Source organism: Piscibacillus sp. B03 (assembly GCF_052246295.1).
Lineage (GTDB): Bacteria > Bacillota > Bacilli > Bacillales > Alkalibacillaceae > Piscibacillus.
The window spans coordinates 68,695-93,053 of sequence record NZ_JBQQCO010000011.1 but is presented as its reverse complement, the minus strand read 5'-3'; the positions used below and the strand labels follow the sequence as shown (position 1 = coordinate 93,053).

The 24,359-nt window shown below is 36.8% G+C and carries 33 protein-coding genes and 2 pseudogenes; 18 read left to right on the top strand and 17 right to left on the bottom strand.

The genetic code is table 11. From position 1 onward, the window contains the following. Positions 1-896 precede the first annotated feature (896 nt). Together ACTWQB_RS09355 and ACTWQB_RS09350 are read left to right on the top strand one after the other, a co-directional pair. Positions 897-1,349, top strand: coding sequence for an SRPBCC family protein (locus ACTWQB_RS09355; protein ID WP_443138921.1), 453 nt, complete (start codon positions 897-899; stop codon positions 1,347-1,349). 61 nt (positions 1,350-1,410) lie between these two features. Then, on the top strand, positions 1,411-1,590 hold the full coding sequence (locus ACTWQB_RS09350; RefSeq protein WP_443138920.1) for a hypothetical protein: 180 nt from the start codon (positions 1,411-1,413) through the stop codon (positions 1,588-1,590). A 42-nt stretch (positions 1,591-1,632) separates the two neighbouring features. Here the strand turns inward: ACTWQB_RS09350 and ACTWQB_RS09345 are convergent, their stop codons facing one another. Beyond that, positions 1,633-2,151, bottom strand: coding sequence for a CueP family metal-binding protein (locus tag ACTWQB_RS09345; protein ID WP_443138919.1), 519 nt, complete (start codon positions 2,149-2,151; stop codon positions 1,633-1,635). Between the two features lie 39 nt (positions 2,152-2,190). Next, positions 2,191-2,655 (bottom strand): hypothetical protein, encoded by a 465-nt coding sequence (locus tag ACTWQB_RS09340; RefSeq protein WP_443138918.1) that lies wholly within the window; start codon positions 2,653-2,655, stop codon positions 2,191-2,193. A gap of 140 nt (positions 2,656-2,795) precedes the next feature. On the opposite strand from ACTWQB_RS09340, the gene ACTWQB_RS09335 reads away from it, so the two are divergent. From ACTWQB_RS09335 to ACTWQB_RS09310, 6 genes are all read left to right on the top strand, one after another. After that, positions 2,796-3,296: a hypothetical protein gene (locus tag ACTWQB_RS09335; protein ID WP_443138917.1), complete on the top strand. Its 501-nt coding sequence runs from the start codon at positions 2,796-2,798 to the stop codon at positions 3,294-3,296. A 15-nt stretch (positions 3,297-3,311) separates the two neighbouring features. Then, complete coding sequence (locus tag ACTWQB_RS09330) at positions 3,312-3,611, top strand: hypothetical protein (protein WP_443138916.1); 300 nt, start codon at positions 3,312-3,314, stop codon at positions 3,609-3,611. A gap of 11 nt (positions 3,612-3,622) precedes the next feature. Next, positions 3,623-4,444 (top strand): metallophosphoesterase, encoded by an 822-nt coding sequence (locus ACTWQB_RS09325; protein WP_443138915.1) that lies wholly within the window; start codon positions 3,623-3,625, stop codon positions 4,442-4,444. 70 nt (positions 4,445-4,514) lie between these two features. Beyond that, a complete protein-coding gene (locus ACTWQB_RS09320) occupies positions 4,515-5,738 on the top strand; it encodes an MFS transporter (RefSeq protein WP_443138914.1) in 1,224 nt (407 codons plus the stop codon). A gap of 62 nt (positions 5,739-5,800) precedes the next feature. After that, positions 5,801-6,196 carry a VOC family protein gene (locus ACTWQB_RS09315; RefSeq protein ID WP_443138913.1) on the top strand — a complete coding sequence of 132 codons (396 nt, stop codon included), beginning with the start codon at positions 5,801-5,803 and terminating at the stop codon, positions 6,194-6,196. Between the two features lie 85 nt (positions 6,197-6,281). Further along, on the top strand, positions 6,282-6,743 hold the full coding sequence (locus ACTWQB_RS09310; protein WP_443138912.1) for a hypothetical protein: 462 nt from the start codon (positions 6,282-6,284) through the stop codon (positions 6,741-6,743). A gap of 65 nt (positions 6,744-6,808) precedes the next feature. Here ACTWQB_RS09310 and ACTWQB_RS09305 read toward each other — a convergent pair whose 3' ends face one another. Then, entirely contained in the window at positions 6,809-7,384 is a 576-nt protein-coding gene (locus ACTWQB_RS09305; protein WP_443138929.1) for a glucosaminidase domain-containing protein, read from the bottom strand. Continuing rightward, positions 7,382-8,161: pseudogene (locus ACTWQB_RS09300) on the bottom strand (N-acetylmuramoyl-L-alanine amidase); the annotation flags it as partial. The gene ACTWQB_RS09305 and the pseudogene ACTWQB_RS09300, both read right to left, overlap by 3 nt. Positions 8,162-8,294: 133 nt before the next feature. Here ACTWQB_RS09300 and ACTWQB_RS09295 point away from each other — a divergent pair. Further along, entirely contained in the window at positions 8,295-8,516 is a 222-nt protein-coding gene (locus ACTWQB_RS09295; protein ID WP_443138911.1) for a DUF6958 family protein, read from the top strand. A gap of 82 nt (positions 8,517-8,598) precedes the next feature. Here the strand turns inward: ACTWQB_RS09295 and ACTWQB_RS09290 are convergent, their stop codons facing one another. Next, positions 8,599-9,513, bottom strand: a complete 915-nt coding sequence (locus ACTWQB_RS09290; RefSeq protein ID WP_443138910.1) for a phosphatidate cytidylyltransferase — start codon at positions 9,511-9,513, stop codon at positions 8,599-8,601. A 122-nt stretch (positions 9,514-9,635) separates the two neighbouring features. Here ACTWQB_RS09290 and ACTWQB_RS09285 point away from each other — a divergent pair, with 122 nt between their 5' ends. Continuing rightward, on the top strand, positions 9,636-10,187 hold the full coding sequence (locus ACTWQB_RS09285; protein ID WP_443138909.1) for a hypothetical protein: 552 nt from the start codon (positions 9,636-9,638) through the stop codon (positions 10,185-10,187). Between the two features lies 1 nt (position 10,188). Here ACTWQB_RS09285 and ACTWQB_RS09280 read toward each other — a convergent pair whose 3' ends face one another. After that, positions 10,189-10,383 carry a hypothetical protein gene (locus ACTWQB_RS09280; RefSeq protein WP_443138908.1) on the bottom strand — a complete coding sequence of 65 codons (195 nt, stop codon included), beginning with the start codon at positions 10,381-10,383 and terminating at the stop codon, positions 10,189-10,191. Between the two features lie 112 nt (positions 10,384-10,495). On the opposite strand from ACTWQB_RS09280, the gene ACTWQB_RS09275 reads away from it, so the two are divergent. Further along, a complete protein-coding gene (locus tag ACTWQB_RS09275; RefSeq protein WP_443138907.1) occupies positions 10,496-10,726 on the top strand; it encodes a hypothetical protein in 231 nt (76 codons plus the stop codon). 169 nt (positions 10,727-10,895) lie between these two features. Here ACTWQB_RS09275 and ACTWQB_RS09270 read toward each other — a convergent pair whose 3' ends face one another. From ACTWQB_RS09270 to ACTWQB_RS09260, 3 genes are read right to left on the bottom strand one after another with little or no spacing between them, the layout of a single operon-like run. After that, positions 10,896-11,462 carry an NADPH-dependent FMN reductase gene (locus ACTWQB_RS09270; protein WP_443138906.1) on the bottom strand — a complete coding sequence of 189 codons (567 nt, stop codon included), beginning with the start codon at positions 11,460-11,462 and terminating at the stop codon, positions 10,896-10,898. Between the two features lie 12 nt (positions 11,463-11,474). Continuing rightward, positions 11,475-12,530 (bottom strand): LLM class flavin-dependent oxidoreductase, encoded by a 1,056-nt coding sequence (locus tag ACTWQB_RS09265; protein ID WP_443138928.1) that lies wholly within the window; start codon positions 12,528-12,530, stop codon positions 11,475-11,477. A 34-nt stretch (positions 12,531-12,564) separates the two neighbouring features. Continuing rightward, complete coding sequence (locus tag ACTWQB_RS09260) at positions 12,565-14,340, bottom strand: ABC transporter substrate-binding protein (RefSeq protein ID WP_443138905.1); 1,776 nt, start codon at positions 14,338-14,340, stop codon at positions 12,565-12,567. 135 nt (positions 14,341-14,475) lie between these two features. Between ACTWQB_RS09260 and ACTWQB_RS09255 the strand changes: the two genes are divergently transcribed. From ACTWQB_RS09255 to ACTWQB_RS09245, 3 genes and pseudogenes are all read left to right on the top strand, one after another. Beyond that, a complete protein-coding gene (locus ACTWQB_RS09255) occupies positions 14,476-15,717 on the top strand; it encodes an MFS transporter (protein WP_443138904.1) in 1,242 nt (413 codons plus the stop codon). Between the two features lie 53 nt (positions 15,718-15,770). Continuing rightward, on the top strand, positions 15,771-15,908 hold the full coding sequence (locus ACTWQB_RS09250; RefSeq protein ID WP_443138903.1) for a hypothetical protein: 138 nt from the start codon (positions 15,771-15,773) through the stop codon (positions 15,906-15,908). Positions 15,909-15,930: 22 nt separating this feature from the next. Then, a pseudogene (locus ACTWQB_RS09245) lies at positions 15,931-16,137 on the top strand (YozQ family protein); the annotation flags it as partial. 39 nt (positions 16,138-16,176) lie between these two features. Here the strand turns inward: ACTWQB_RS09245 and ACTWQB_RS09240 are convergent. The 5 genes from ACTWQB_RS09240 to ACTWQB_RS09220 form a co-directional block, all read right to left on the bottom strand. Further along, entirely contained in the window at positions 16,177-16,506 is a 330-nt protein-coding gene (locus tag ACTWQB_RS09240; protein WP_443138902.1) for a four-helix bundle copper-binding protein, read from the bottom strand. Positions 16,507-16,565: 59 nt separating this feature from the next. Beyond that, the gene (locus tag ACTWQB_RS09235; protein WP_443138927.1) at positions 16,566-17,786 is read right to left on the bottom strand and encodes an MFS transporter; all 1,221 of its coding nucleotides are present in this window, start codon (positions 17,784-17,786) and stop codon (positions 16,566-16,568) included. Positions 17,787-17,818: 32 nt separating this feature from the next. Further along, positions 17,819-18,280 carry a DinB family protein gene (locus ACTWQB_RS09230; RefSeq protein WP_443138901.1) on the bottom strand — a complete coding sequence of 154 codons (462 nt, stop codon included), beginning with the start codon at positions 18,278-18,280 and terminating at the stop codon, positions 17,819-17,821. A 63-nt stretch (positions 18,281-18,343) separates the two neighbouring features. Continuing rightward, on the bottom strand, positions 18,344-19,603 hold the full coding sequence (locus ACTWQB_RS09225) for an MFS transporter (RefSeq protein ID WP_443138900.1): 1,260 nt from the start codon (positions 19,601-19,603) through the stop codon (positions 18,344-18,346). A gap of 74 nt (positions 19,604-19,677) precedes the next feature. Next, the gene (locus ACTWQB_RS09220) at positions 19,678-20,811 is read right to left on the bottom strand and encodes a winged helix-turn-helix domain-containing protein (protein ID WP_443138899.1); all 1,134 of its coding nucleotides are present in this window, start codon (positions 20,809-20,811) and stop codon (positions 19,678-19,680) included. Between the two features lie 116 nt (positions 20,812-20,927). Between ACTWQB_RS09220 and ACTWQB_RS09215 the strand changes: the two genes are divergently transcribed. The 3 genes from ACTWQB_RS09215 to ACTWQB_RS09205 all read left to right on the top strand — a co-directional run bounded on the left by ACTWQB_RS09215 (position 20,928) and on the right by ACTWQB_RS09205 (position 22,164). Continuing rightward, positions 20,928-21,329: an HI0074 family nucleotidyltransferase substrate-binding subunit gene (locus tag ACTWQB_RS09215; protein ID WP_443138898.1), complete on the top strand. Its 402-nt coding sequence runs from the start codon at positions 20,928-20,930 to the stop codon at positions 21,327-21,329. Positions 21,330-21,409: 80 nt separating this feature from the next. Continuing rightward, positions 21,410-21,703, top strand: coding sequence for a hypothetical protein (locus tag ACTWQB_RS09210; protein WP_443138897.1), 294 nt, complete (start codon positions 21,410-21,412; stop codon positions 21,701-21,703). Between the two features lie 113 nt (positions 21,704-21,816). Continuing rightward, complete coding sequence (locus ACTWQB_RS09205; protein ID WP_443138896.1) at positions 21,817-22,164, top strand: YckD family protein; 348 nt, start codon at positions 21,817-21,819, stop codon at positions 22,162-22,164. A gap of 180 nt (positions 22,165-22,344) precedes the next feature. Here the strand turns inward: ACTWQB_RS09205 and ACTWQB_RS09200 are convergent, their stop codons facing one another. Further along, positions 22,345-22,584: a DUF2164 domain-containing protein gene (locus ACTWQB_RS09200; protein ID WP_443138895.1), complete on the bottom strand. Its 240-nt coding sequence runs from the start codon at positions 22,582-22,584 to the stop codon at positions 22,345-22,347. A 90-nt stretch (positions 22,585-22,674) separates the two neighbouring features. On the opposite strand from ACTWQB_RS09200, the gene ACTWQB_RS09195 reads away from it, so the two are divergent. Next, positions 22,675-23,490 (top strand): hypothetical protein, encoded by an 816-nt coding sequence (locus tag ACTWQB_RS09195; RefSeq protein WP_443138894.1) that lies wholly within the window; start codon positions 22,675-22,677, stop codon positions 23,488-23,490. Positions 23,491-23,525: 35 nt separating this feature from the next. On the opposite strand, the gene ACTWQB_RS09190 is transcribed toward ACTWQB_RS09195, so the two are convergent. Both ACTWQB_RS09190 and ACTWQB_RS09185 read right to left on the bottom strand, forming a co-directional pair. Next, positions 23,526-23,924, bottom strand: coding sequence for a secondary thiamine-phosphate synthase enzyme YjbQ (locus ACTWQB_RS09190; RefSeq protein WP_443138893.1), 399 nt, complete (start codon positions 23,922-23,924; stop codon positions 23,526-23,528). Continuing rightward, positions 23,924-24,352: a VOC family protein gene (locus ACTWQB_RS09185; RefSeq protein ID WP_443138892.1), complete on the bottom strand. Its 429-nt coding sequence runs from the start codon at positions 24,350-24,352 to the stop codon at positions 23,924-23,926. Before ACTWQB_RS09185 ends, ACTWQB_RS09190 begins: the two co-directional genes overlap by 1 nt. Positions 24,353-24,359: the final 7 nt, after the last annotated feature.

Genomic DNA, 24,359 nt, shown 5'->3' with positions numbered 1-24,359 from the left:
CAAGCTGCTGGGTTGGCAACTGAAGAAGAAGCCACCATTACGACCTAAAGGTCGATCATATAAATAATGCAGCTAACTTAATACAGATGGAACGTCGTCATTTACACAAACTTTTTGACACTCCCTTTTAAATCTCTCGGTGTCAACAAGGTAAAATATATAATTAATTAAATTATGTTTATATTTTTCTATCTAATACGAACAATGGCATTATTACTGCCCTCTCACTTTATTACCACGGAATTTTGAGAGGGCTTTTTATGTGTATTTAATAAAAGCTCAGCACAACAAAAATAAAAAGTTAACAAAAATATAACTTAATATGGCTTATATGTTTTTAATTTATTATTCATTATTCTATTGGTCCACTTGGTAATCTTTTGTTGCCTTTTTAATTAACCCCCTATCTCTTCAATCCTCTTTTTATGTTGGATATCAGTAAAAAGGTCAAAACATTTTGAAGTTCAATTTCATAAGGGCCTTTTCAACTAGTCTTTAGAGCTATAATTCTTATCAAACATAACTAAATATTTCTCATATTATGGCCTTCTATCAATAGAGTAGACCGCTCAGTCAAAAAGGGGATAATTAATAATTTTAATTTATTATTCGAATCTACAGTTTTGTGATAAAAGAGTAAGACAATCTGCTTAGTTACTAACATTATTGTCCCTTTTTAAGCTATAAAAATATAAGTTACCATCAATAATGTAAGTTAAAAAAATTACAACATTTAAAAAACATTGATATTAAGGGATTTCATAGTTACCAACAATAATGTCCGTGAACATGAGGTTATATATAATCTCAGCTTTTTTTATTGCAAAGTTTTATATTAGAATATTTTAGTAATTGAGGTTCATGTTATAATCATTTAAAAAGGCGGAGGAAACTAAATGAGTATTTATTTTGAGGTTGAACGAAAGATTAATGTTCCTAAAGAAAAAGCTTACGAAAGTTTACTTGACCTCGATGATGCACAGCATTGGATGCAAGGCTTAGTCCGTATGGAGCGTCTAGATGATGGCCCGATAAGAGTGGGAAGTGAATGGTTGGAAACTAGGAAGATGTTTGGTAAGGAGGCCACCGAACATTTTGAAGTTATTGAGCTTCAGGAACCTGAAAAAGTCATATTACGTTGCGACGGAACAAAAGGAACCACAGGAAAAGGTGAATATATTTTCACTCATACAGTTAAGTCAGAAGGTAACCACTCTATAGTCGCACTTCATGGTGAAATCAAAGGACTTACAGGATTGTCAAAGATATTTGGTAAATTAATGGCTGGTTCATTTAAGAAAGCATGTGCGAAAGACCTGGATGCGTTAAAGCAACATCTAGAAAAGTAAAAATGCATAATGTCGATTTCTCTCCTCAAACTAAACATATAAAATTAGAGGAGTGAACAACATGAACCGTAAAGAACCACAAAATCAAAACAACCAACAAAATCGCCAGAACAGAAATAAAATAACAGACGAGCTAAATCCAGATGATTTTGATCAAAAAGAGGAAAAGCTTAAAAACGGGCGTATCCAAGGTGATATAACAGATGAATTAAACCCAGATGACTTTGATCAAGAAAGATAAACAAAAACCCTTCAAAACTAAATTTGAAGGGTTTTAACACGTTTAGGACAATTGCATAGTTGTGATACAAGTCCCATCCGACTCAAACGTGGAGATCTCTTGTTCAACAACTTTGTCACCATGTTTAATGGTCACGTTATATGTTTTGTCGCGAGGTAGCCATAAGTCAAAGAAACCATTCTTAAACGTTTTGACTTCGTCATCAACGATCACTTGGCCATCTTGGTCTTCAATATGAACTGAGAATGTTTCTTCAACCATTTCGCCTTGGCAACCCGTTAAGCTATGGTTAGTACAAGGGTGCGTTTGATTGACAAACGGTGCAATTGAGACAAAAAACTCATCTTTTGGAAGGTCGTATGTCTTTTCTTGTCCATTTTCATCTTGAATGATCAGTTCCTCTGCTGTAATAGAAGCAGAACCTTCTGTAATTTCATCAGTACTATAGTCATTCACAACCTCTTTAACATCCATGTCACCTGTTGTTGCTTCTTCATCTTGTCCACATCCAACTAAAACGACTGAAATCAAGAAGGTAGTTAGTAAGAGTTTTAACTTCATCTATAATGACGCTCCTTTATTTTCTTGTTAGCAATAAAATTATATCACTTTTCCTTTCTTTTTTGCATCAGAATCCATTCCAGTACCAATCGCAATCCCAAGTGTCATTCCTATTGGGATCCCTAGTGCTATATTGTCAAAAAGAAGCATCCCCAGTGCCACTCCAAGGCTAATCCCGACTGACATATATAACGTCATATAATGATTCTCAGGTACTAAACCGTGTTTCTTTTGTAAATGACCTTTAAGAAGGTTTGTTTGCTTGTGATGTCGCTGATAATTATCTTTATTTAGCTCATTAATTCTATGTTGTAAGTCCTTGAAGTGCATCTCTAAATCATTTAAGTAATTAACGCACTCTTCACATTCACTAGCATGATCATCTAATCGTTTAGTCATTCTTATGTATTGATCTAATCCAAGTTTAGTTGTCATCTTTTCACTGAGTTGCTGTTTAATGACTTTTATATCATTCACAATCCGATCTGCTTGATTACTCTCCAAAGTTAATTCCCCCTGTATTTGAAATACATCCCTTTAACTTTATCATACACTTACATTGTATAGATATTTTGTTGAAACCACTTGTAAGCTGAAATCGTATTATGATTGGGGATATAAAAGCTTGGAGCTGTAGGTGTTATATGAAACTCATAATGACGTTATCCATAATCTTTTTGATCTTATTTTTATTCATTTTTTTATTCATTAAGAAAGAAAACATAAAAGAGCCTAATGATAAAAAATTAAACATGTTTGGTGTGACGTTGGTATCGCTGCTTTTAGCTTTAATACCAACAGCCGTATTTGGAATCATTTTATTAACATTATTAGGCTCTTCAATACTTATTGACCACGCTTTCTCATTAAACATAGATATTCAACAGCTGATTATTTTGGCGATCAGTCTATTTATTTACTTTTATTCTTTAGATAGATTGATAGAAATATTGTTGAAGTATCTCTTTGGGGAAAATCTTCTATATCAGGCAGCAGTATTTCTTACAAGAGGAATCGTTATATTTACAATTACTCAATTGATTGGTTTAGGTCAAACAAGTGGTTTAACTCTATCAATTGGTTTAGTCATTATAGTAATGATATTAGAGAAGTTATATGATTCGAGCGGAATGGAATCGGTGTAAATTGGAGGGAAACTCATGGAATGGAGTATTATATTTTTTATCTTAAGTATGGTTTCAATCATCATCTTTAGAGCAATTCATTTAGAAAATAAGGTTAAATCACTAGAAAACCGTTTAGGGCGAATTGAGCGGGAAGTTGATTTACCCGAGCATCCTGTTTATAAAGATATTCGTGAATACATAAGACAGGGAAAAGAAGCACAGGCTGTTAAGCTGGCTAGACAGACATTTGGCCTCTCGTTAATTGAAGGTAAGCAATTGGTGGATGAGCTGAGAAGTGAATCGTTAAAAGATGATTTGAAAAAGTTTAAATAGGCGGTGCGCATATGAAGCGTAAGTTATTTTATATAGGATTATTGATCGTGTTCATAGTCTTGATCGTTAAGGTTTATATGGATACGAACTATTTTAAAGTTAATACCGTGCCAATTGAAAGTAGTAAAATGCCACAGGGACAGAGCATTAATATCTTACAATTGAGTGATTTACATAATAGAGAGTTTGGTGAGGGTCATCACAAACTATTGAATAAAGTCGAGTCATTAAACGCTGATCTTATTGTTATAACAGGAGATCTGATCGACCGAAAGACAGAGGAGTTCACGTCTGTCTTTGAACTGGTTGAACAACTAACGTCGATTCATGGTCAGGTTTATTTTGTGACGGGCAACCATGAGTGGGAAAATAAGAGAACCAATGAATTTATAAGTGGTTTAACTGAGCGTGGCGTTGTTGTACTAAATAATCGTCATGTTCCAATTACGATAGGGACGCTGTCGATCAACTTGGTTGGTATTGATGATGAGTCAACTGCACACGAACAAGTCGATAAGGCCTTTAACAATCTAGTTGAAGACAGATTGACTATCTTGTTATCACATGCCCCAACTGTTGTAACGAAATATGATGATTTACCGGCAGACTTAATTTTAAGTGGTCACACGCACGGCGGGCAGGTGAGGCTACCATTCGTAGGTGCATTAGTAGCACCAGATCAAGGGTTTTTCCCATCGTTAGACCAAGGATTGTATGAAATAGGAGAGAAACAGCGCCTTTATATCGATAGTGGTCTAGGGACTAGTGTTGCGCCTATACGTTTCTTAAATCCAAGTCAGATGAGCCTCATTAAAATTAACCCCCAAAATTAACTTTATTGTCAAAAAATTCAATCAAAAAACTCCTCAAACATGGTAACCTAAAAGTGAGAGGAGTGATCGATTGAATCATTCAAGTGGTTGGCGCTATCCTATTATACTTTTAATATCGCTAGGGCTCGGTAATCTAGGAAACTTCATTTACCTCGTGGCCATTAATATTTTGGTATATAACATGACAGGTTCAGCAACCGCAGTTGCGACACTTTGGCTAATCGCGCCATTAACCAAAATCGTGACGAATTTCTGGACGGGTAGTTATATTGATTTTCGTAGTAAACGCATGATTATGATTCAAACATACATAGTTCGTGGTGCTTTTATTATGTTATTACCGTTTGCACCTAATGTAATTGTCATTTATGTCATTTTAGTTATTCTTAACATCGCCAATGCCTTCTTTGGACCATCGTCAATGACCTTTAAGACCAACTTGGTACCTAAACCTATGAGAAAACGTTTTAATTCGATAAGTGGTTTTACATCCTCGACAGCCTTTATTATAGGTCCAGCCATTGGTGGGGCATTAATGTTAGTCACAAATGTTCAAACAACTCTTTGGATTAATGGTATTTTCTTTTTTGTAGCAGCATTATTGCTTTTACTGATCGCTAATCCTGAAAAAATCGACAAGAATTCAATTCCAAAATTAACTTTAAAACAAGTTAGAGAAGATTTCACTATTGTTAAAAGCTTCATGGAAGACCATAAATATATTACGATGATCTACTTTGGATTTGTTTTTGTGATGGTCGCCACATTTGCGATGGATGCACAAGAAGTTGTTTTTGCGCAACTTGTGATTGGATTATCAGAAGTTGAATACAGTCTAATAGTTAGTATTACAGGTGTTGGTTCTGTAGTAGGTGGAGTGATACTGTCTGTTTTCTCCCACCGTTTATCGTTAAGGTTTATGATTAGTATTGGTATTGTGATGGCGTCTATTGGTTATATCATTTACGCGTTTTCTTGGTCTTTCTTATCTATCTCTGTAGGGTTTGTCATTCTAGGATTCTTTTTAGTTTTTTTCAATGCTGGAGTATCTACGTTTTACCAAAACAATGTGGAAACTAATGTAATGGGGCGTGTCACAAGCATTATCCAGTTGGTACAAAGTGCCTCTCAGGTGTTGCTCATTTTACTCGTAGGGTTACTTGCAGACATTATTTCATTAAGGATAACCATCATCGTGTTGTCGTCATTTATGTTTATTAGTTCATTGGTGTTTGTAACCTTTGTGATGAACAAGCAATACATAACCTATTATGAGGATGTAAATGAAACTTAATCAATGTAATCTTTTTCCTCTGTTATAATGAATCTAAATCTAAATGAAAGAGAGTGATTCTCATGAAACAAGTTTCACCGTTCTTAATGTTTCAGGATGGACGAGCAGAAGAAGCACTCAATTTTTACACAAACCTTATAGAAGATTCTCAAATTAATGAAATAATACGTTCAGGAAAAGATGACCAAGGAGAAGAAGACTTAATAATGCGTGCCGTCTTCATGTTAAAAGACCAAGAGTTTATTTGTATGGACAGTTCGATCAAGCATGAGTTTGATTTCACACCATCTTTTTCTATCTTCTTAGAATGCGACTCAGAGGATGAAATTGAAGAGCTGTTTCAGAAACTAAGTGCTGGTGGGAATGTGCTCATGCCATTAGATCAATATGATTTTAGTCGTAAGTTCGGTTGGCTAAATGATCGTTTCGGTGTATCTTGGCAGTTAAATTTATCATAATTGAGATAAAGCCCCTAATTCATTTAGGGGCTTAAAATTTGTTATAATCGATATAATGTCTAGCGTATTTGAAATAAAGAAGGTGATGGACATTTTACAAAGAAAAATCATTGCAGCATCTATTTCAGGTTCAATTTTTGCAGTATTGTTAGGCATTATTGTACCTAATCCTTTTGGTGAAGAAATAAACTCTCTAACAGAATATTTATTTTTATCTTCACTATCTATCCCCGTATATATCTTATACAGTTTCCCGGTCATTTTAATATACGGGGTCATCACATCTATTATTAGTGATTGGTTGGCTAAAAGGGTATTAGAAAAATATGAGCTATACACTTCAGCATCATTACATATATTATTTGGTTTAGTTTTGCTATGGTTTAGTTTAGGGGCGGCTGTTTTGTTCTTTGTCGTCGACAGATTACTTATGAAGAGGTCTGACATATACCTCTGGAAGCAGGCCTTATTAAGCCTATTAATACCAATGATTGTTTGGTTGATTTTCATGGGAATTGTTTGGCTTGAGCATTTAATCAGTAATTAATTGATTAATTAAGATACTATATCATAAAAAAGCTGAGAACCTTTAATTAGTTCTCAGCTTTCATCTTATTCTTCATCAACCTCTTGTTTGATTCTATTAAATTCATTAATTGAAAAATCTAACATTCGCTTGTAAATATCTAAAATCATTTGGCCATAAGAATTTCCAGGGACTGCCCATTTCCCATTTAGCGAAATCCAAGTTGGAGCACTGCCTCTTGTCACCATGTCAAATCGTGGGTCTACTAACTTCTCACCGTTTGGAAGAGAGTTGGTAGAAGCATAGGCGTATAGATGTTGGATATGAGCGCGAACACCTTGTTTTGGAGTATCAAAGCTTGCACCTGAGTTATTGGGTCCTGTTGCCCCAATTCCTGCATAATTGTTTTGTTCTGGTTTGACAACACCTGTGAATCTAAAGTAGTTAGTTTCATGGATAGCTTGGGCAAATGCTATGTCCCCTCGAATACCATATGTCTCACCAAGTTCTAAATAATAATTAGCGACATTTGGAGCGTCTTGATTAATTTGGTTAACGAATCGGGTCATTAATTCTGGTGATAAAAAAGTTTCACCTTGAACTTGATATCCTGAAGGTGGATCTTCATTTTCTTGGTCTTGCCCGGTATTGCCTTCAGTGATATAAGCGTCTCGAATGCCAGCTTCTTTGACTTGTTCTAATCTCTTCTCGGCATTCTCGCGACTAGTAAAGGCACCAGCTTGCACACGATACCACACAGTGCCTGAGATGGTCACAGTAGTAACGAATGAATCTATCCCGCGTCGTTGCAAGTATTCTACTCGTTGATCTGCATTATCTCGAGATTGAAAAGATCCAGCAATAACTTTGTATAACGTTTCGCCAGATTCTTTCCGCTTTAAGTTGAATGCTTTAGCTAAACCGTTGACGTGACCTTGAGCTACTATTTGGCGCCAATTGGCACTAGCTAGTAGTTTGGCATCTTCTGGATGATCAATGAACCCATTTTCGGTTAACATCGCGGACATGGTCGTTTCACGTAATACATGAAAGTTTGCTTTCTTTTTGCCACGGTTAGGTAGTCTATTGACTTTTATAATTTCATCATGGATGGTGTTGCGGTATTTCGCGGTTTGGGATGAATCAGATAGGCTGCTATGAATGTAATCTTCATAACCTCTTGCACTTCCGTTAAAAGCGTTAATGTGAATGGATAAATAAAAATCAGCACCCCATGAGTTGGCTTCTTTGGTGCGTTGGTTAAGTGTTTTAGTTTCATCACTCGTACGACTCATACGGATTTCTACGTTTTCGTAGTTCTGTATGAGTAAATCTCGAATACGTATGGCAATATCCAGATTGAGTGTCTTCTCTGTTAAACCGTTGCCTGAAGCGCCTGGATCAGACCCACCGTGTCCGGGGTCTAGATACAACTTCATTCCATCCCCTCCTAAATTAAGACTTATTACATAATATTATATGAAAACTTATATTTTTGAAGTGGACCATTATAGTGTTTTTAGTAAATTTAGTAGGATTAAATCTGGTAAAATAAACCTAGAGGTGATGATAATGGCTAATAGAATTCAGTTAAAACACCCCGATTCAAGTAAAAATATGCAGTCCATAGACGAAGAGAAGTACAATCAAATTAAAGATGTCATTTTATCAATCATAGAAAATCATGAAGGTATTACGTTCAAAGAGTTATCGAAGGAGGTTGAGAAAGCTGTTAAAGGTAACTTTGACGGCTCGCCTACTTGGTATTGCACAGCTGTAAAATTGGATTTATAAGCAAGAGGCCTCATTAATAAAATCGATTCAAAGAGTCCACAAAGGTTAAAAATAAACAGGTAGTGTGGGCGCTACCTGTTTATTACATAAAATCAAAGAAATATCGGACGATGTGGAAGAAAACGGGTGATGTATAGGTTAAACTGTCCACACGACTTAAATAACGATCTTTAAGTGTTTCTTGTTTTTCATGATCACCTATGAGCAAGTCGCGTTTGAGGAATGAAATGGTCACACCACCTAAAAATCCACTAACACCAATAATCACACCTGATAGAATTCCAAATGTTAGATCAAAGATGGTAAGGTATGGATATAAATAATAGGATGCTGCTGTAGTCATGATTAACGCCACTACGAAGCCTTCCCAAGTGATATAAGGGTTGGCTGTGGGGACAACTTTCTTCTTACCTAAATAAATAGACACAAGGTACTGAACAACATCGTTCAGCTGAGTCAGGATGATAAGAAATAACACAAGATTTGGCCCAAATTCCGGTGATGCAACAGGATAGTAAGCCAAGTGACTAAGCCCAAACACCATTAGCATGAGGCCCCACTGCGTAAAACTGACAGATTGTAAGAATCCTAGAGTTCCTTTACCTAATATTCTAGGAAGCGGTAGGAATAAAAAAACATAGATAGGGATAAAGACAATAAACATTCCATACCAGCCTATGTAAATCCAATAGAATTGAAGCGGGATCACAAGATATGCCCATAAAAATAATCGTCGGTCAGACTTTCGCGTTTTCATCATTGAAAAGTACTCTCTTAATGCAAATAGACATAAAATCATTATTGAAATCAATGTCACAATTGGATTAAAGAGCGTCGCAAAACTAAAGACAACCAACATACCCCACCACGTTTTAACCCGTGCTTGAATGGCTGTGAAGTCCTTGCTTGGCTGTTTCTTTTTGACAAAGTATAAAGCTGATGATGCCGAGAGTAATGCTAGTAATAGAATCGATAGTGTCCACACGGTTTCGGTCATAAGAGGTTCACCTCTTTTCTTACAAAGTAGTATAAAACGCTTTTCTCCGAAACTGCATTTATTTTACAGTATATAGTATATAATGAAAAGTAAGGATTTTTTACATAACAATGGGGGATTTGATGAGTGAGCAACATGTTTATATCGTGCTATCGGATACCGGTACTTTATTTACAAATTTAATCAAAACGTATACAAGGGCGCCTTATAACCACGCATCAATCTCGTTCGATTCTGAGTTGACAGAAATGTATAGTTTCGGGCGGAAAAATCCACGGAACCCACTGCACGGTGGTTTTGTCAAAGAAGATGTGTTGACGGGCACTTATAGTTATTATCCAGAGACGACGTGTGTGATTTATAAAATGAAGGTGACTGATCGAGAGAAAGAAAAGATGAAGCGGATATTGAATGTGTTTATTCGGAAGAATGATAAGTTCTTATACAATTTCTTAGGTGTGGTAGGTGTGTCGGTTCAGGAACCTATCGAATTTAGCAATTCTTATTTCTGTTCTCAATTTGTCGCAGAGGTGTTGAAGCGATCGGGCATTCATTTGTGGGATAAGCTACCTGCGATGGTGACACCTGAAGATTTTAGAAAATCTGACCGATTGGATTTAATTTATGAAGGAAAGCTGTTTGATTTTGAACCGGTTAAAAGGAGCAAGAGATAAGTTAAACTTGCTTCTTTTTTGTTTGAGTTCTCCAGGTGTTGACGGATGTAGGGATCCCAATCACAACAGCTACCCATAAACTCCACATGGCATAACCCCATTCACCTGTATAAAGCGATAAACCTACAAAAAACAATAATTGCCCAACCGTCGCAAACCATACAGCAACCCAAGCGATAGTAAAGTTTTCTTTCACTTTCACAGCTCCTAACATAGGGTATTTATACTAATATTAACATATTTTAGTATGTTTAATAATATTCAAATCAGGTAAACAAGTTACAAATCCTATTTTAGGTGGTGATGCTATGACTGATAAAAATAAAAAGGACTTGAAAAAGAAGGACACAGTGGACAACAAACGTCAGAGCGCCTATGAAGAAGAACGTAGTGAGCTTCACAAATTTAAAGATCAGCAATTAACAGATGAAATCCCTCTAGATGATTTGGAAATAGAAGAGAAGAACACAAAGGACAAGAAGAACAGCCAAAGTACTTCTCAATCTGAGAAGAAATACCGCAATCCGAAAGAGAAATAGTAAAAGAAGGTTAGATAAACTCAGAAAAAGGGTAGATAAAAAGGTATTTTTTACTTCGTCGACAAAATTCGCGGTAGATATATCTGAAACAGGGGTAGATAAATTTGAAAACAGGGTAGATATAATAAATGAAGGCTTTTGCGTCTAAGCGCAAAAGCCTTTTACATAATTAAAAATCGTATTTAGCATCTTGTTCGTCTCGAATGCGTTGGTAGGTTTCGGTTAACACGACGGTATCGTCCACTAGTCGCTCGATGCGGAATAGGACATCATGATTCACAATTTCTTTTCGCTGAAAATCTTCCTCTTCAATAAAAACGTAGGACTGAACGATTTGGGCTTTCATATAGCCTAGAATCGGCTTCAACTGATTTTCTAATATTAAAAAGTGCTTAGCTGAACCAGCTGTTGCGAGCATACTAACGACTTTGTCGCGAAACGCATTAACTGGTAGTAAGTCAAATATATTTTTCAAAGTTGCAGGTATTGATGCTTGGAAAATGGGTGTTCCGATGATGATGGCATCAGCATCCATAATTGTTTTCGTGACAAAACCTGTATCCCCCTCATACTCAAGGTAATTGCGCCCGTCGCTAAACTGGATGTCATAATCAGCCAGGTCAATCAACGTCACTTCATGACTAGGGTATTTTTCTTTTAACGTATTTACCGTGTAATCCATGGCCGTTCGCGTTTTTGATCCAACAACGGAACCTGATAGAGCTACAATCTTCATCTATACCCCTCCTTACTTCTTCGTGTACTTACGAATCGCTGGTAAAACTTCAGATCCGATCGTATCAATGTTTCGTTTTAACTTATCAAACGTCACTCCGCCAAAGTCCATCTGTGCGATATAGCGCTGATGGCCGAAAAGTTCATGTTGGTAAAGAATTTTTTCAATGACTTCTTGTGGACTACCAATATTCATGACATCGCGCGGGTCAGCTCCTTGAGCAAAATGCTGCTTCGGAAAGCCCTGGCCGTTTGTACGTTTCATGCCCTCATTAATATGTGGGTAAGTCTCACGTTGAGCCTGTTGAGTCGTTTCTGCTGTATAGAAAAACCCAGCTGTAGATACCGGGAATTCAGCAGGGTCATGACCACTTGACTCTAAAGCGTCACGATACGCATCAATCGAACGTTTAAAGATCGTCGCAGGTCCTCCTAGATGCGCTAAGTACATCGGCACACCCGCATATCCTGCTTTTCTTGCGCTGGCAGGTGTTCCACCGACTGCGCGCCAAATTGGCATGGAGCCGTCTTGTGGCCGAGGGAGTACTCGAGCATTACGAAGAGGGGCGCGATACTTTCCTTCCCAGTTGACGACTTCATTTTCATTAATGTTTAAAAGCAAGTCGAACTTTTCCTCAAACAAATCTTCATAATCTCTTAAGCTATAACCTAATAATTCAAAATTACCGACACGTGACGCTCGTCCAGCAACAATCTCAGCGCGACCTTTTGAAATGAGGTCAAGCGTAGCAAAGTCCTCATACGCACGAACAGGATCAAGAGTACTTATAATCGTTGATGAACTAGAAATTTTTATTTTCTCAGTTGCCTGAGCAATTGCCGCTAACACGACCGTGTGCGCCTGGGTCGTGAAGAAGTCCTGATGGCTCTCCCCGACACTAAAAAAGTCGATACCAGCTTGTTCAGCCAATTGAGCTAACTCAATGATTTCATGAATACGTTGCTGTGCTGAAATTCGCTCACCGGTTTGTGGGTTAGGTAAGTGATCACCTAATGTATATAAACCAAACTCAAGCCCGTTATTAGGGTCTATGCGATACTGTTCCATATGTAAAACCAAACCTTTCAAGTTGTGTTTAATTTTATTTATACCATAACTTATGATAACTTAATCTGTTATTTAAGTTAATTTCAATGCCTTGTAGTCTTTCGTCTGCTTCTACACTAATGTGGACTTTTCTTTGGTATAAGATAATCATGTAATACTCATTGAGTAAAAATTCTTCTACTTTTCGTAAGCCTTGATAAGCTATTTTGGTATCAGGGCTTTTCCATACTTGATTAAGCATTGAATGAAGATGATTTTTCGCCTCTTCTGGCATTGTATTACAAATGAAACTCGTATTCGAAGTATAAGCATTCAATAAAGCTACGAGTTGGTTATCCCCTAGGCTAAAGCCTGCGATGATTAAGTCAGTTTTATTTAAGTTTTCTTCTTTCGTTAAGTCCTTAATATCGACAACGTTTGTTTCTAATTTAACCCCAATTTCTTCAAAAGTCTCCTTCAATACCTTAAGCTCGGGTTTAAAGTAAGCATTATGTCTTAAACAAGTAGAGGTTAAGGTTAATGTTTGACCTATAAAGCCATTAGACTTAAACCATTCTTTAGCTTCCTCAATATTAGCACGTTGTCGTAATGGCCCCGCGTGTTCCTTAAACATGCTGTCTGGAAACCAAACGTCATGGTGAGGGTGATCGTTGAAAAGTTTTTGGCGATCCAACAAACACGACAGGTACTTAGGGAATTCGGGGTGTTGGTGCAACCCTGGCTTTAGGTGGTTGACCGTTAGATATACGCCACCTAGCTGAGGTCGGAACCAATCTTTTTTATGAACATTGACCGTATCCTCATTAACAATCTTGTAGTGAATCTGTCGACGCGGAGACACTGGTCTATTAGGAATGCTATAAAGTTCAACTTTATCTAATAGTGGCCGGTATCCAAAGTAGTTTTGAAAAGCTTCCAAAGAGAGGTAGCCCTCATCATGTTCCTTAATATAATAAGGACCACTACCAATCGGTTTATAACGAAATTTTTCGGGCTCTTTTAAATAAGTCGAGATTGGAATAATGCTTGCCTTATGTCCTGTAAACAAGTGCATAAATAAATGATTAGGATAAGTCAATTTAAACTCAATGAATGTCGATGTTGGAGTGCTAATCTCTTCAATACTATCTATCATCTGGCGTTTCCATGAAGCGAGTTGTTTGGTTCTCCAGATTTCCACATGATCTTTAATGACTGAAGATGTAATTCGCTCGCCATTATGAAAGAAAAGCCCTTTTCTCAAATATATTTTCCAAACACGCCCATTATCGGTGGACTCCCAATGGTGCGCTAATTCTGGTGCAAGTGACTCGCGTTCATCATCATATTGCACTAAACAATTATAGATGTGCTCCAGGATATGTCCTTCTTGCCGAGTAGTGCTCTCCCATGGAACAAGAGAGTGAAGAGGATAATAATAAGGGTAGCATAATACATCCAACCCTTCAGTATGCTTGGTAGAAGGTGTCCACAGAAATTGTTGCTCTAGCCAATTTACAAATGGTTCCTCTAATTGACCTTGGTTCTCCATCCATTTAACGGCTTTTGATATTTGGCCTTTTTCAATCCAATGTTGGACTTGTTGTTTTTCAAGGTCTATTGGTTTTTTTAGTAGTGTAATCGTTGATGCTTTCCCACGACCAGGATGTGGCTCCCATTGAATCCATTTCTGTTCATGCATCTGTTTAATAATCGATTTAGTATGGCGTATGGAACAACCTAGAAGGTCCGCTAAGTCACTAAGATAGACGTCTGAAGGTTCTAAACCATACGTTTGGTAAAAGGTGATGTAGTGATCCTGTGATTTCATCCTCTTTTTGCCTCCCTCATATTAAAAGGTGATATAAATAAAATTAAATTCCTGTTCTTTTTATTCCTGTTTTATCTTTGTAACATAGAATTTAGAAAACTTCTACAATTTTTGGAGAAGAAAGTGGGAATACGGATGAGTGAGGTAGTAAAAACAGAAATTGAATCAGATCGACCTAAATCCATTTGGAAAAATACTCAGTTCTTGTTTTTGTGGACGGGGAGCTCGATCAATAATTTAACGTTTCACGTGTTTGTGTTAGCTATTCCAATCATTATTTATGAGTTAACGCAGTCAACATTAGCCATGAGCACGATGCGAGCGATTCAGTTTATACCGAATGTGTTATTAGGTATTATCGTTGGCGTTATGGTGGATCGACTTAATCGAAAGAAGCTTATGATGAGCGCACTGACCATTCAATTACTTATGATTGCAAGTATTGTGGTGCTGCTATTTAGTAATCAATTGCATGTATGGCATTTATATCTATTGGGGTTTGTCCTTTATTCAAGTAGTTACGCATTTGGTAATGCTTATCATACAATCCTGCCATTAATTATGCAGAAAGATCAGTTAACGACGGCGAATTCTGCCTTGTCGTTCATGAGTACATTTATTAGTATTATAGGCCCTGCATTCGCTGGCTTTATTCTTTTATATATGAGCCATACATTTGGACTGACGATCACATTAGCCGGCATGTTAATGCTTTTATTGTTAACGAGTTTTGTAAATGTACCTCATCAGAGACGTGAGACACGTCAGTTCGATAAAGAAGGGATTTGGCAAGATATAAAAGAGGGTTGGAATCAACTCGTGGGAACAACAGAGTTATGGCTTGCCACCTTAATGGTCTTAGTGTCCAACTTTGCATCCTCTCTTGCAGGAGCCGTCTTGATTTTTTATGCGTTGGATTCATTTAAAATTAATGCAGGTGAACTCGGTTTTATCTTTTCGGCTAGTGCTGTCGGAGGTATTTTAGCTTCATTCATTGCTAAAAAAAGCCGGGATTGGGCTCCAAGAGGGAAATTGTTCGTATGGACTTACTACTTTGCATTCATTGGCCAGTTTATCTTATTCTTATCGGCTGAGTGGTATTGGTTAGCTGCAGGGATGTTCTTGTTAGGCCTTCAAACAACGTTTTTTAACATTCACTACTTAACGTTCAGACAAGAATCGACGCCAAACCATTTATTAGGCAGAGTAGCAGGGACCTCGTCTATGCTTATGAAGTCTGCAGCTCCACTTGGATTTTTGATAGCTGGTATTTTTGGTGAGTTTATTCAAGTTCATAATATCTTTTTAGTGTCTTCAATCATCTACTTACTCATTTTATTAGTCGCGATGCGTTCGCCAATATACCGAATGAGTTAACACGAATAGGACAACCTTTCTCCAACATAAATTCTTACAAAGGAGAGGGTGCGATGCTCAGGAATATTGATTGGCAAATGGTCACATTTGTTGGTGGAACTGTACTTAAAGAATACTGGATTTATTATAGATTACCTCAAATTTATTATTGGGAAACTCATTTAGAGTATGACACGAAAAAGTCTGCTTAAGTGTTAATTCTTAATTTCTGTTCATACTAAAAGAAAAGTTGAATGGAGGTTAAGTATGTCACATAAGAAAAAGAAGCAAGAAGAGAACAAGGTTGCGGAGAAAAATTATGAACCATCTGACTATGAAGGTCATACTCAATTAGAACAAGGGCTAGCGGAAACACATGAGCAAGTTTCTGATGGTTATCATGAAGGAACAATTGATCGAGTACAAGGTAAGGAAGATTAAAAAAGCTCCAGTGGGTTTTCCCGCTGGAGCTTGTACAATTTAGGCAATAAGTTTTTCACATTCTTCAGCACATTTGTGACAAGCATCTGCGCATTTTTGGCAGTGGTCGTGGTCATGTTTGGCACATTCATCACCACATGCACGGCATACTGCTGCGCATAATTGGGCGTATTCTTTTACGAATTTCGTATCTAACGTTAAGGCTTGTTCAAAATTTGAACAGATATCCGCACATTCTCGGTCTAACCTCACGCATTCAATCATGTGTTCTAAATCAGGCTCTTGTAGACAAGCTGTGTAACAATGGTTACACGCCTCCATACATTCATGTAAAACTTTAATGACATCAGCATATTTTTTGTGGCTCATATCTATTCCTCCTTTAATGGTTTTATAGATATATTGCCACTCTTAGATTTATTTAAACATTAAGAAGCGATGCGTTCTTCAATTGGTTTTTCATCTATAAATTTAAAATATGGAAGCAGAATACCAAGGAAAGACGTTATACAAATAATCCCCCCAATCATAAAGTACATTGGTCTGATACCATACAATTCACTCATAATTCCTCCTATAAACAACCCAAGTAAGACAGCACCTCGAACAATTAACATACGTACCGATACTACTTTTCCTATAAGTCGGTTGGGAACGGCTTGTTGTAATAAGGTGATATTATGTATGCCGAAAATCGCAATCATGACTCCACCAATAATTTTAGTGAAAATCGCAAGCCAATTATTATGGTTGAAACCGAGAGCAATGAAGGTTAACCCACCGATGAATAAGGCGCCAAGCATCATGAGTCTTCTGCTATTTAATTTGATAAAGCCAATTAATAATGAACCAATTACATACCCTAAAGGGAATCCAGCTAAAAACAAACCATAGTGAAGCTCACTTCCGGAAAGAACATCCGTAATGTATGGAATGGTAATGACAATGGTGACGCCAACTCCAAATTGAACAAACGCTAAGAAGATATTAAGCCATAGGACGATTTTTTGTTTGCAAAAGTATGAAGTACCCTCTACAAATTCTTGAATCCACGGTTTTCGTATATCCCGTGGACCTCGCTTTTCTTGAACACGCAAAATAAAAAATCCACTTAAGATTAACAAGGTGCTAACCATTGCTAGTGTAATTTCAACGCTTAAGTATTGAACGACAATTCCGGCTGTAATGGGGGCGACAACCGTCATAACTCTTACAGTGCTTTCTAAATAGCCGTTAGCGGTTTGGAGCTGCTCTTTAGATACAATAGTTGGAGTAATAGCTTGGTTGGCAGGTACATAAAGAGGGGTAATGATTCCAATGATGAACTGAACCAAATATAAGTGCCATACTTCAAGTTGTCCTACCGATAAGGCAACTAGTGGCAAGATAAAAATAAGCCCTCTTGACCATTGGGTTAGAACCATGATCCATTTCCGGCTCCACCTGTCAATATAAGGTCCTATAATGAGTTGTAAGGTTAATGACGATAAATAATATAATATCCACATGCTACCTAAAGCTAGCGTGGATCCTGTCAGTCGGTAGACTAAGATGGACATACAAAACGTCCCGAACTGTCCCCCTAGCTCCGAGATCCCGTTTCCAAACCAGATGGACGTAAAGGAACGGTTTTTCATTAAAGAATTCATCATAAGCACTTCCAATGTCGATTAATACGACGTTATTTGCGAATACACTTTTTTAAGTCATTAATAGCTTGTGTGTGCATACCTTCATGGAAAATGGTTCGAATTAGAACTTGTTCAATCGTGAACATTCCCATCTCAGTAGGAGGAAACTCTTCTTCTAAACGTTGGCTATAGAGGGCTTCAATCTTACTTGTTTGTTCTTCCAAAAGTTCTTTGAGCTCTTTAAATGAAGGTGTATGGTTCTCAAAATCTTTTGGGTTTGTTCCGAAACCAAACCACTTGTTAAGACTGTCGGGATATAAATCGTCTTTCGTTAACACTTTAATCCACATGTATTGATCTAAGTAAACGTGACCTAAATTCCAACGAATGTTGTTATTAAAACCATGAGGAACAATGTTTGCTTCTTCATTTGTCACGTCACTAACATCAAATAATAATCCTTCTCTGTAAGTTTTAAGTTGATTAAATAAAATTTCATGTCTTTTTTTCATAAAATAAGCCTCCTTGTCTTTAATAGTTAAATTTCGACAAGGAGGTGAATGTTCCTGCAAACATTAAACAGTTTTTGTAAAGTGAGTTGGTTGGTGTTGATTTGAGATTTCACGCCATAAACGATTTCTGAATATGATGCCTATTAGGCCAATGAATGTAAGTGAGACACCTATAAATTGATAAACGCTCGAAACCCCAATGATGCTAACCAATGCTCCACCAATAATTGGAGCAACTAGAATCATAACACTTGTTAAAGAGCTGAAAATACCTGATATTCGCCCGATATTTTCTATATTGGTTTCACGTTGTAAAATTACGTTTAAACCAATTGTAAATAATCCTACGCCAACGCCTGCAATAAAACCTAATGCGATAATAATTATGCTTGAAATACCTGTAGTTAGAAAACCTGCCCCTCCAAAGCCAACTCCTATGAGAAGGACACTACTTCCTAAAATCCAACCATATCCTCTTAATTCTTCAAACCGATTTAGAATAAGCATAATTGTTAGTGCACCTCCTCCTGATGACCCCATAATCCAACCGACGAGTTCTGGACGATCAGGTGCAATTTCACGTAACAATACAGAAAACTGAACATCAACCATTTGAATAGCAGTAAATCCAATTAATGAAAAAGCTATACTTACTACCAATATCCGACTACTTAACAACGCAGACCAGCCTTCTCGCCATGACTCCCAAAAAGGTTTTTTATCTTTTTTCACTTCATTTGTTTGTTCTTGTGTGGGATCTTTTTTCAATAAAGTCACAAGAATGAAAGCAGAAATAACATAAGCGATCGCGTTAAATAATATACAAAGTTGTGGTGAAAAGGCAGTAGCTAAAGCGCCACCTAAAAATGGACCAACAATTTTAGTGAATTGGTCGACAGTACCATTCATGGTTACGGCTTTAACGATTAATTTTTCATGTACGATGTGTTTAATCAATGACTGTTCTGCTGGGAAGTGAACAACTGTCAATGTGGCTCTTATCAGCAAAATAGTCAATGCAATCCATGGCCCAGGTGTTAAAAATAAAGCAAACGTAAGAAATGCTGTAAATATATCTGCTGTTAACATTAGCTTGACTTTATTAAAGCGGTCAGCCAATATTCCAGCAAACTGACTAAACAAGGCTTGTGGTAAAGCATAAGCTACTGGGATTAGTGCTATGATTAACGGGTCTGTTCTCCACACATAGCTAAATAAAATCATAATCGCCACCATGTCAAACCAACGGCCTAACATCGATATTGAGTATGAACTAAACAATCGAATAAACGTTTTATTTTTCCAAATAGATAAACCTTGCATATGGACTCCCTCACTTTATTCATTTAACTTAATTTTAAGAGATTAATGTCAGAGGGATATCAGACACACATTTTTTATAATTTTTTTTGAAATTGTTGATTGATTTCTTTTTCTAACCGTTTAAAATCATATTCTTGATCCAACGAATCTCTTTCTTTACGAAATGATTTTTCCAACGCTGGTTCTTGAATGTAGCCTTCTAAATAAAATAAACACACATTGATATACAACATGATGTGCGATTTGAATCTTGTTTGTTGGGTAATACTAAATCCTTCTTCAACGTCTTTTCTTCCTTGTAAAACATTACCTTGTTTAAGGCGGAATAGTCCTTTTAATAAGTGGAATAAGCCCAATTCACGCTGATAAGGCTTTTCTTTTAAAAATTTCTCCATATATGTAATTTGCTTTTGAACTTTGGCGTCATTATCAATACATAGGTTATACATGATGTGGGTTAGTCGAAGGAATGGGTAAAAACCATGATTTTTATCAGTGACGTTTGAATCTGCATATTCTAAATGTGTTTTTGCTTGGTCAAATTTTCCACCTAAAATATATAAAAAACCGGGTGTTAAGATAGTAGCTTCTAGAGTTTCTTGCTCAGAAAATATATTTTTTTGTTTTGCTTCTTCAAATAAGGAGATCACTTTATCTTTGTCGTTAGCAATGAAAATATAAATATGTATAAGGTAAAGAGCTTTATTAGAAAAAGGAACATCATCAGTTTTGACGAAATCCCATACATCTCCTCGCATAAATGAGATATAAGTCTTCATTTGCTGGTCAATCTCGAAACCAAGAGCTTCTTGATTGAGTAGTGTGTTAAGCGCTTCTCCGTGACCAAATAAATGATATTTGCTAAATAAATGAGAAGTCAGTTGTTTGAATTCTTCATCTTGTGCAAGCGGAAAAGGAATATCTTTTTGATGTTTGACAAGCTGATATCCATAACCTTTAACAGTCTCAATCGTCAGAAGGTGGTTCCAGTCTTTTAATTTTTTTCTTAAACGATAAATATGATCATCCACTGTTCGGTCACTAGGTGCTTCTAATAGCCATACAGCATCTAACAGATCATCTCTAGTGAACGTTTGATTAGGGTGGTTATATAAGTGCTGCAATAGAGCAAATTCTTTTCGAAGTAATTGTATTTTCTCCCCAGCATAAGTCACTGAGTAATCGTGAGTTTGAAAAATTAACTTCATGATACACCTCCAACTTTAATAAAATATATTCATTATTATATCAATGGAAGTTCTGCGTTGAAGAAAAATTTAAAAAAGTTTACGCTTAATATACATTATTAAAAAGGAGCTTTCCGATGGACGACAGTAAAGAAATACGTTGGAGACAGTTTTTTGAGAACTATGAAAAAGTTTTTAACCGTTTGAATGAGCATAGTCAAGAAATGTTAGATAGTGAGCTAGAGATTGCAGGGTACATACATTTTTTCGAGATGGCGATGGAGCATGCGAATAAAGTTATCTATTCATATTTGGAGGCTAAGGAAATTATTAGTGAGACACCTCGAGAATCGATTAAAGAGATGGCCAAGCTCGGCTTAATTGAAAATGAACGTGTCTGGTTTAAGGCTCAAAATCGTAAAAATTTAACCATCTTCATCCATAATGATGAGTTGGCCAATGAACTTGTTAATGATATTGATTATACTTATCTCCCTGAACTTAAACGTTTTTATGAGAAATTGAAAGTTTTAGTTTAGTGGAAGCAATTGTTAAACATACTCACCTCTTTTAGAACCAAACTAATAATGACCATGTATATGAAAAGGGGTGTAAGTGAATGCGAATGAGCATGAAGAATGTGGAGTGGCTACCGATGATCGCATCTGTTGGGATCGGCGTTGCCGCATATAGCATGATGACCGGGCGTGGTGGTCAGTTGCAAAGCTTCTTACCAATGTTAACAAACATGATGAATCAGCAAGGTCAAATGGGACAAAAGCAACAAGGTGGAGCTGGTCAACAGTCACAGCAAAAACAGACGCAGAATCAGCAAAGTCCAATGGGAGCATTAGCTCAACAAGCTCAGCAAGGTCAACAACAAAAGCAAAATCAACAACCGCAAATTCATTAATAAAAGCTGGGACACGTTTCCCGGCTTTTTTTTGTTACAAAAATGTAATGGATAAATAAGTTAGGGTTGAACATGTTAACAAATGTAAATTTATTAAAAAGGAGATTGTTATTATGAAAAAACTATGGTTGAGTCTTATCACAGTAACGGTATTAGCTATTGGCCTATTTGGTGTTGCTTCAGCTGAACCTGAATCGACTGAAAATGTTGAATTAACGGATGATCAAAAAGAGGAAATGGCCTCTCTTCAGAAAGAAGTGTTAGAAAAAGAGAAGCAGGTTATTCAAAAGTACGTGGAGTACGGTGTGATTTCCAAAGATAAAGGGGATAAGGTCATTAGTCATCTAGAGAAGCATTTTGAAAAGCTTGAGGCGAATGGATATGTACCTATGTGGGATAAAAAGCATAAGAAAACCCACGGAGATGATGAAGATCAAGGTAATGAGGGTTCTGAGGAGTAAATTAATCCTATAAATACGGCAAGTATTTTGTGTTTATCGTTAACTTTTTTAAGAATTACGTCAAATTTTTCGAGATTATCGTCAACTTTTTGGATTTTAAAGTCAAGTTTCTTTAATTTTACGTTAACTTTCTGTAAATCATAAACGCGGAACACGCGGTTACCAGGTGTTCCGTGTTTTTTACTTTATCGGCCGTTCCAATGACATGAGGTCTTCATCTAAGTTCATCATCTTTTGTTCAACGAGATTCTTAGCATCTTCTACACCTTTGTTATAAAAATGTGAACCTAATTCCTCCGACATAAATTCAAGGAATCGTTCCGCTGCAATTTCACCTAACTCTTCTCCACGTTCTTCATAAAAGTAAGTCTGGATTTGTTCAATTATAAGTCGTTTTTGTTCAGGTTTAAAATTAAACATAGAATTCCTCCCGCTTGAAATCCTTTAATGAGCAGTATATCATGATATGCTATGATTGGATGGTAAAGTTAATTAAAAGTGGGTGTTGTTTTGAGTTTCTTTAAATTATCATTAGCTGAGCTATCAGAGCTGTTTTTAATAGCTGTGGTGCTAGTTCTAATTATGACAGGTATCAAATACATAACCAAGTGGCGACAGCTTGATCGTACTGTCTTGATGTTGTTTGTCATGACGACTGCTTCCTTCTTATTTCTAAGTAGTTTTGACAGTTATACGTTTAGTGCCCTTTGGCGAGGGTTTTTAGTTCTAACGTTCATTTCTGTGGTCTTAAATTACTTTTTCAATATGGCAGTTGAAAGTAAATTGATTGAGAAAGAAAAACAGATTGATTGGCGTGAAGGAAAGAGACTCTCCAAAGGGGCGTTAATTGGTGGAGGATTGTTACTCGTTGGGTTCATCGTGTTTACAATTTGGTATACTCAGCCGCAACAGTTCGACAAAACAGTAGAAGGTGTACATTTTCAATTAGGGAACCTTGAGGCTGAAGAGTTAGTGGAAGTCGAGATCGATGGTGAAATAACTCGTACAATAGCTGGTGGAGCATTGTTTGAAGGTAAGTATACGGTAGAAGGGACTAAAATCGAACTTCCTGGTGAAGAGAATGTTGAAGCTTACATTGATTATAGAAAAAGTAACGGACAGTATGGTACGTTTTTCTACTACGATTCAGACATCGGTTCACCGGGGCAAATTTTCATCAGGGATGATTTTGAACAGTTTGTAATCACGCGTTATCAAGATCATTCTTGGTCGAGTGAGGATGGTTGGATCATTTCTGCCCCTGCTCAAGGTCGAGAGGAAGCTTTGGATTTAGCGAGAGAATTAACAGGTTATGAGTTAGAATAGACAAAACGCTTGGGGAAGGACCTAATCCCAAGCGTTTATTTCATTATTTTGGCGTAAAAATGTCTATTTCTTGGCCCGTCGAATTCACAGAAATAAATACCTTGCCATGTCCCAAGAATGAGTTTTCCATTTTCAATAATGACATGTTGGGAAGCGCCAACCGTGCTGGCCTTCATATGGGCTGCCGTGTTTCCTTCCATATGAAGGTCTAACTCTTGGTTCCAAGGGAAGACTTCATCAAAACGTCTTAGCATATCTGTTTTTACATCTGGGTCGGCATTTTCATTAATCGTAATTCCGCCTGTCGTGTGAGCGCAATAAACAATGACTGCTCCATCTTTGACACCTAGTTCATCGACAAATTGCTGGATTTCATGCGTGACATCAATCATTTGGTCGTGTTTGTCTGTTTGAAGATTAAACTTTTTAAGCATTATGATTCACCTCTTTGATTTGGATAATCACAGTATTCAACAATTGTTCCCCCTGTATCTGCAGGGTTTAAATAAATGAGACGCCTACCATGTTTGTTTATGCGTCTTGTTTCTTCCATTACCCTGATTCCTTGTCCTTTTAACTCATCAATGGCTAGATTTAAATCGTCTACTCGGTAGGCAATGTGGTGGACGCCTTTACCTTTTTGTTTAATAAAACGAGCAATCGGTGATGTTGTGTTATTGGTTGGTGCTAATAGTTCTGTTATAGTGCCATTCACATCCATCATGGCAATTTCGCTTTCCACACCAGGTTTCTCACTACGATATCGATCAACTAAAGTTGCACCGAGTACGTTTTTATAAAATTTAATACTGTCATCTAATTGTCTGACAGCGACACCAATATGGTCTAAGGTTTTATTCAAAGCCTTC

Bases quoted from the DNA above. Each gene is read 5' to 3' on its own strand.
- ACTWQB_RS09355 (WP_443138921.1), top strand. From the start codon at position 897: ATGAGTATTTATTTTGAGGTTGAACGAAAGATTAATGTTCCTAAAGAA.
- ACTWQB_RS09350 (WP_443138920.1), top strand. From the start codon at position 1,411: ATGAACCGTAAAGAACCACAAAATCAAAACAACCAACAAAATCGCCAG.
- ACTWQB_RS09345 (WP_443138919.1), bottom strand. From the start codon at position 2,151: ATGAAGTTAAAACTCTTACTAACTACCTTCTTGATTTCAGTCGTTTTA.
- ACTWQB_RS09335 (WP_443138917.1), top strand. From the start codon at position 2,796: ATGAAACTCATAATGACGTTATCCATAATCTTTTTGATCTTATTTTTA.
- ACTWQB_RS09330 (WP_443138916.1), top strand. From the start codon at position 3,312: ATGGAATGGAGTATTATATTTTTTATCTTAAGTATGGTTTCAATCATC.
- ACTWQB_RS09325 (WP_443138915.1), top strand. From the start codon at position 3,623: ATGAAGCGTAAGTTATTTTATATAGGATTATTGATCGTGTTCATAGTC.
- ACTWQB_RS09315 (WP_443138913.1), top strand. From the start codon at position 5,801: ATGAAACAAGTTTCACCGTTCTTAATGTTTCAGGATGGACGAGCAGAA.
- ACTWQB_RS09310 (WP_443138912.1), top strand. From the start codon at position 6,282: ATGGACATTTTACAAAGAAAAATCATTGCAGCATCTATTTCAGGTTCA.
- ACTWQB_RS09295 (WP_443138911.1), top strand. From the start codon at position 8,295: ATGGCTAATAGAATTCAGTTAAAACACCCCGATTCAAGTAAAAATATG.
- ACTWQB_RS09290 (WP_443138910.1), bottom strand. From the start codon at position 9,513: ATGACCGAAACCGTGTGGACACTATCGATTCTATTACTAGCATTACTC.
- ACTWQB_RS09285 (WP_443138909.1), top strand. From the start codon at position 9,636: ATGAGTGAGCAACATGTTTATATCGTGCTATCGGATACCGGTACTTTA.
- ACTWQB_RS09275 (WP_443138907.1), top strand. From the start codon at position 10,496: ATGACTGATAAAAATAAAAAGGACTTGAAAAAGAAGGACACAGTGGAC.
- ACTWQB_RS09270 (WP_443138906.1), bottom strand. From the start codon at position 11,462: ATGAAGATTGTAGCTCTATCAGGTTCCGTTGTTGGATCAAAAACGCGA.
- ACTWQB_RS09265 (WP_443138928.1), bottom strand. From the start codon at position 12,530: ATGGAACAGTATCGCATAGACCCTAATAACGGGCTTGAGTTTGGTTTA.
- ACTWQB_RS09260 (WP_443138905.1), bottom strand. From the start codon at position 14,340: ATGAAATCACAGGATCACTACATCACCTTTTACCAAACGTATGGTTTA.
- ACTWQB_RS09255 (WP_443138904.1), top strand. From the start codon at position 14,476: ATGAGTGAGGTAGTAAAAACAGAAATTGAATCAGATCGACCTAAATCC.
- ACTWQB_RS09250 (WP_443138903.1), top strand. From the start codon at position 15,771: ATGCTCAGGAATATTGATTGGCAAATGGTCACATTTGTTGGTGGAACT.
- ACTWQB_RS09240 (WP_443138902.1), bottom strand. From the start codon at position 16,506: ATGAGCCACAAAAAATATGCTGATGTCATTAAAGTTTTACATGAATGT.
- ACTWQB_RS09235 (WP_443138927.1), bottom strand. From the start codon at position 17,786: ATGAATTCTTTAATGAAAAACCGTTCCTTTACGTCCATCTGGTTTGGA.
- ACTWQB_RS09230 (WP_443138901.1), bottom strand. From the start codon at position 18,280: ATGAAAAAAAGACATGAAATTTTATTTAATCAACTTAAAACTTACAGA.
- ACTWQB_RS09225 (WP_443138900.1), bottom strand. From the start codon at position 19,603: ATGCAAGGTTTATCTATTTGGAAAAATAAAACGTTTATTCGATTGTTT.
- ACTWQB_RS09220 (WP_443138899.1), bottom strand. From the start codon at position 20,811: ATGAAGTTAATTTTTCAAACTCACGATTACTCAGTGACTTATGCTGGG.
- ACTWQB_RS09215 (WP_443138898.1), top strand. From the start codon at position 20,928: ATGGACGACAGTAAAGAAATACGTTGGAGACAGTTTTTTGAGAACTAT.
- ACTWQB_RS09210 (WP_443138897.1), top strand. From the start codon at position 21,410: ATGCGAATGAGCATGAAGAATGTGGAGTGGCTACCGATGATCGCATCT.
- ACTWQB_RS09205 (WP_443138896.1), top strand. From the start codon at position 21,817: ATGAAAAAACTATGGTTGAGTCTTATCACAGTAACGGTATTAGCTATT.
- ACTWQB_RS09200 (WP_443138895.1), bottom strand. From the start codon at position 22,584: ATGTTTAATTTTAAACCTGAACAAAAACGACTTATAATTGAACAAATC.
- ACTWQB_RS09190 (WP_443138893.1), bottom strand. From the start codon at position 23,924: ATGCTTAAAAAGTTTAATCTTCAAACAGACAAACACGACCAAATGATT.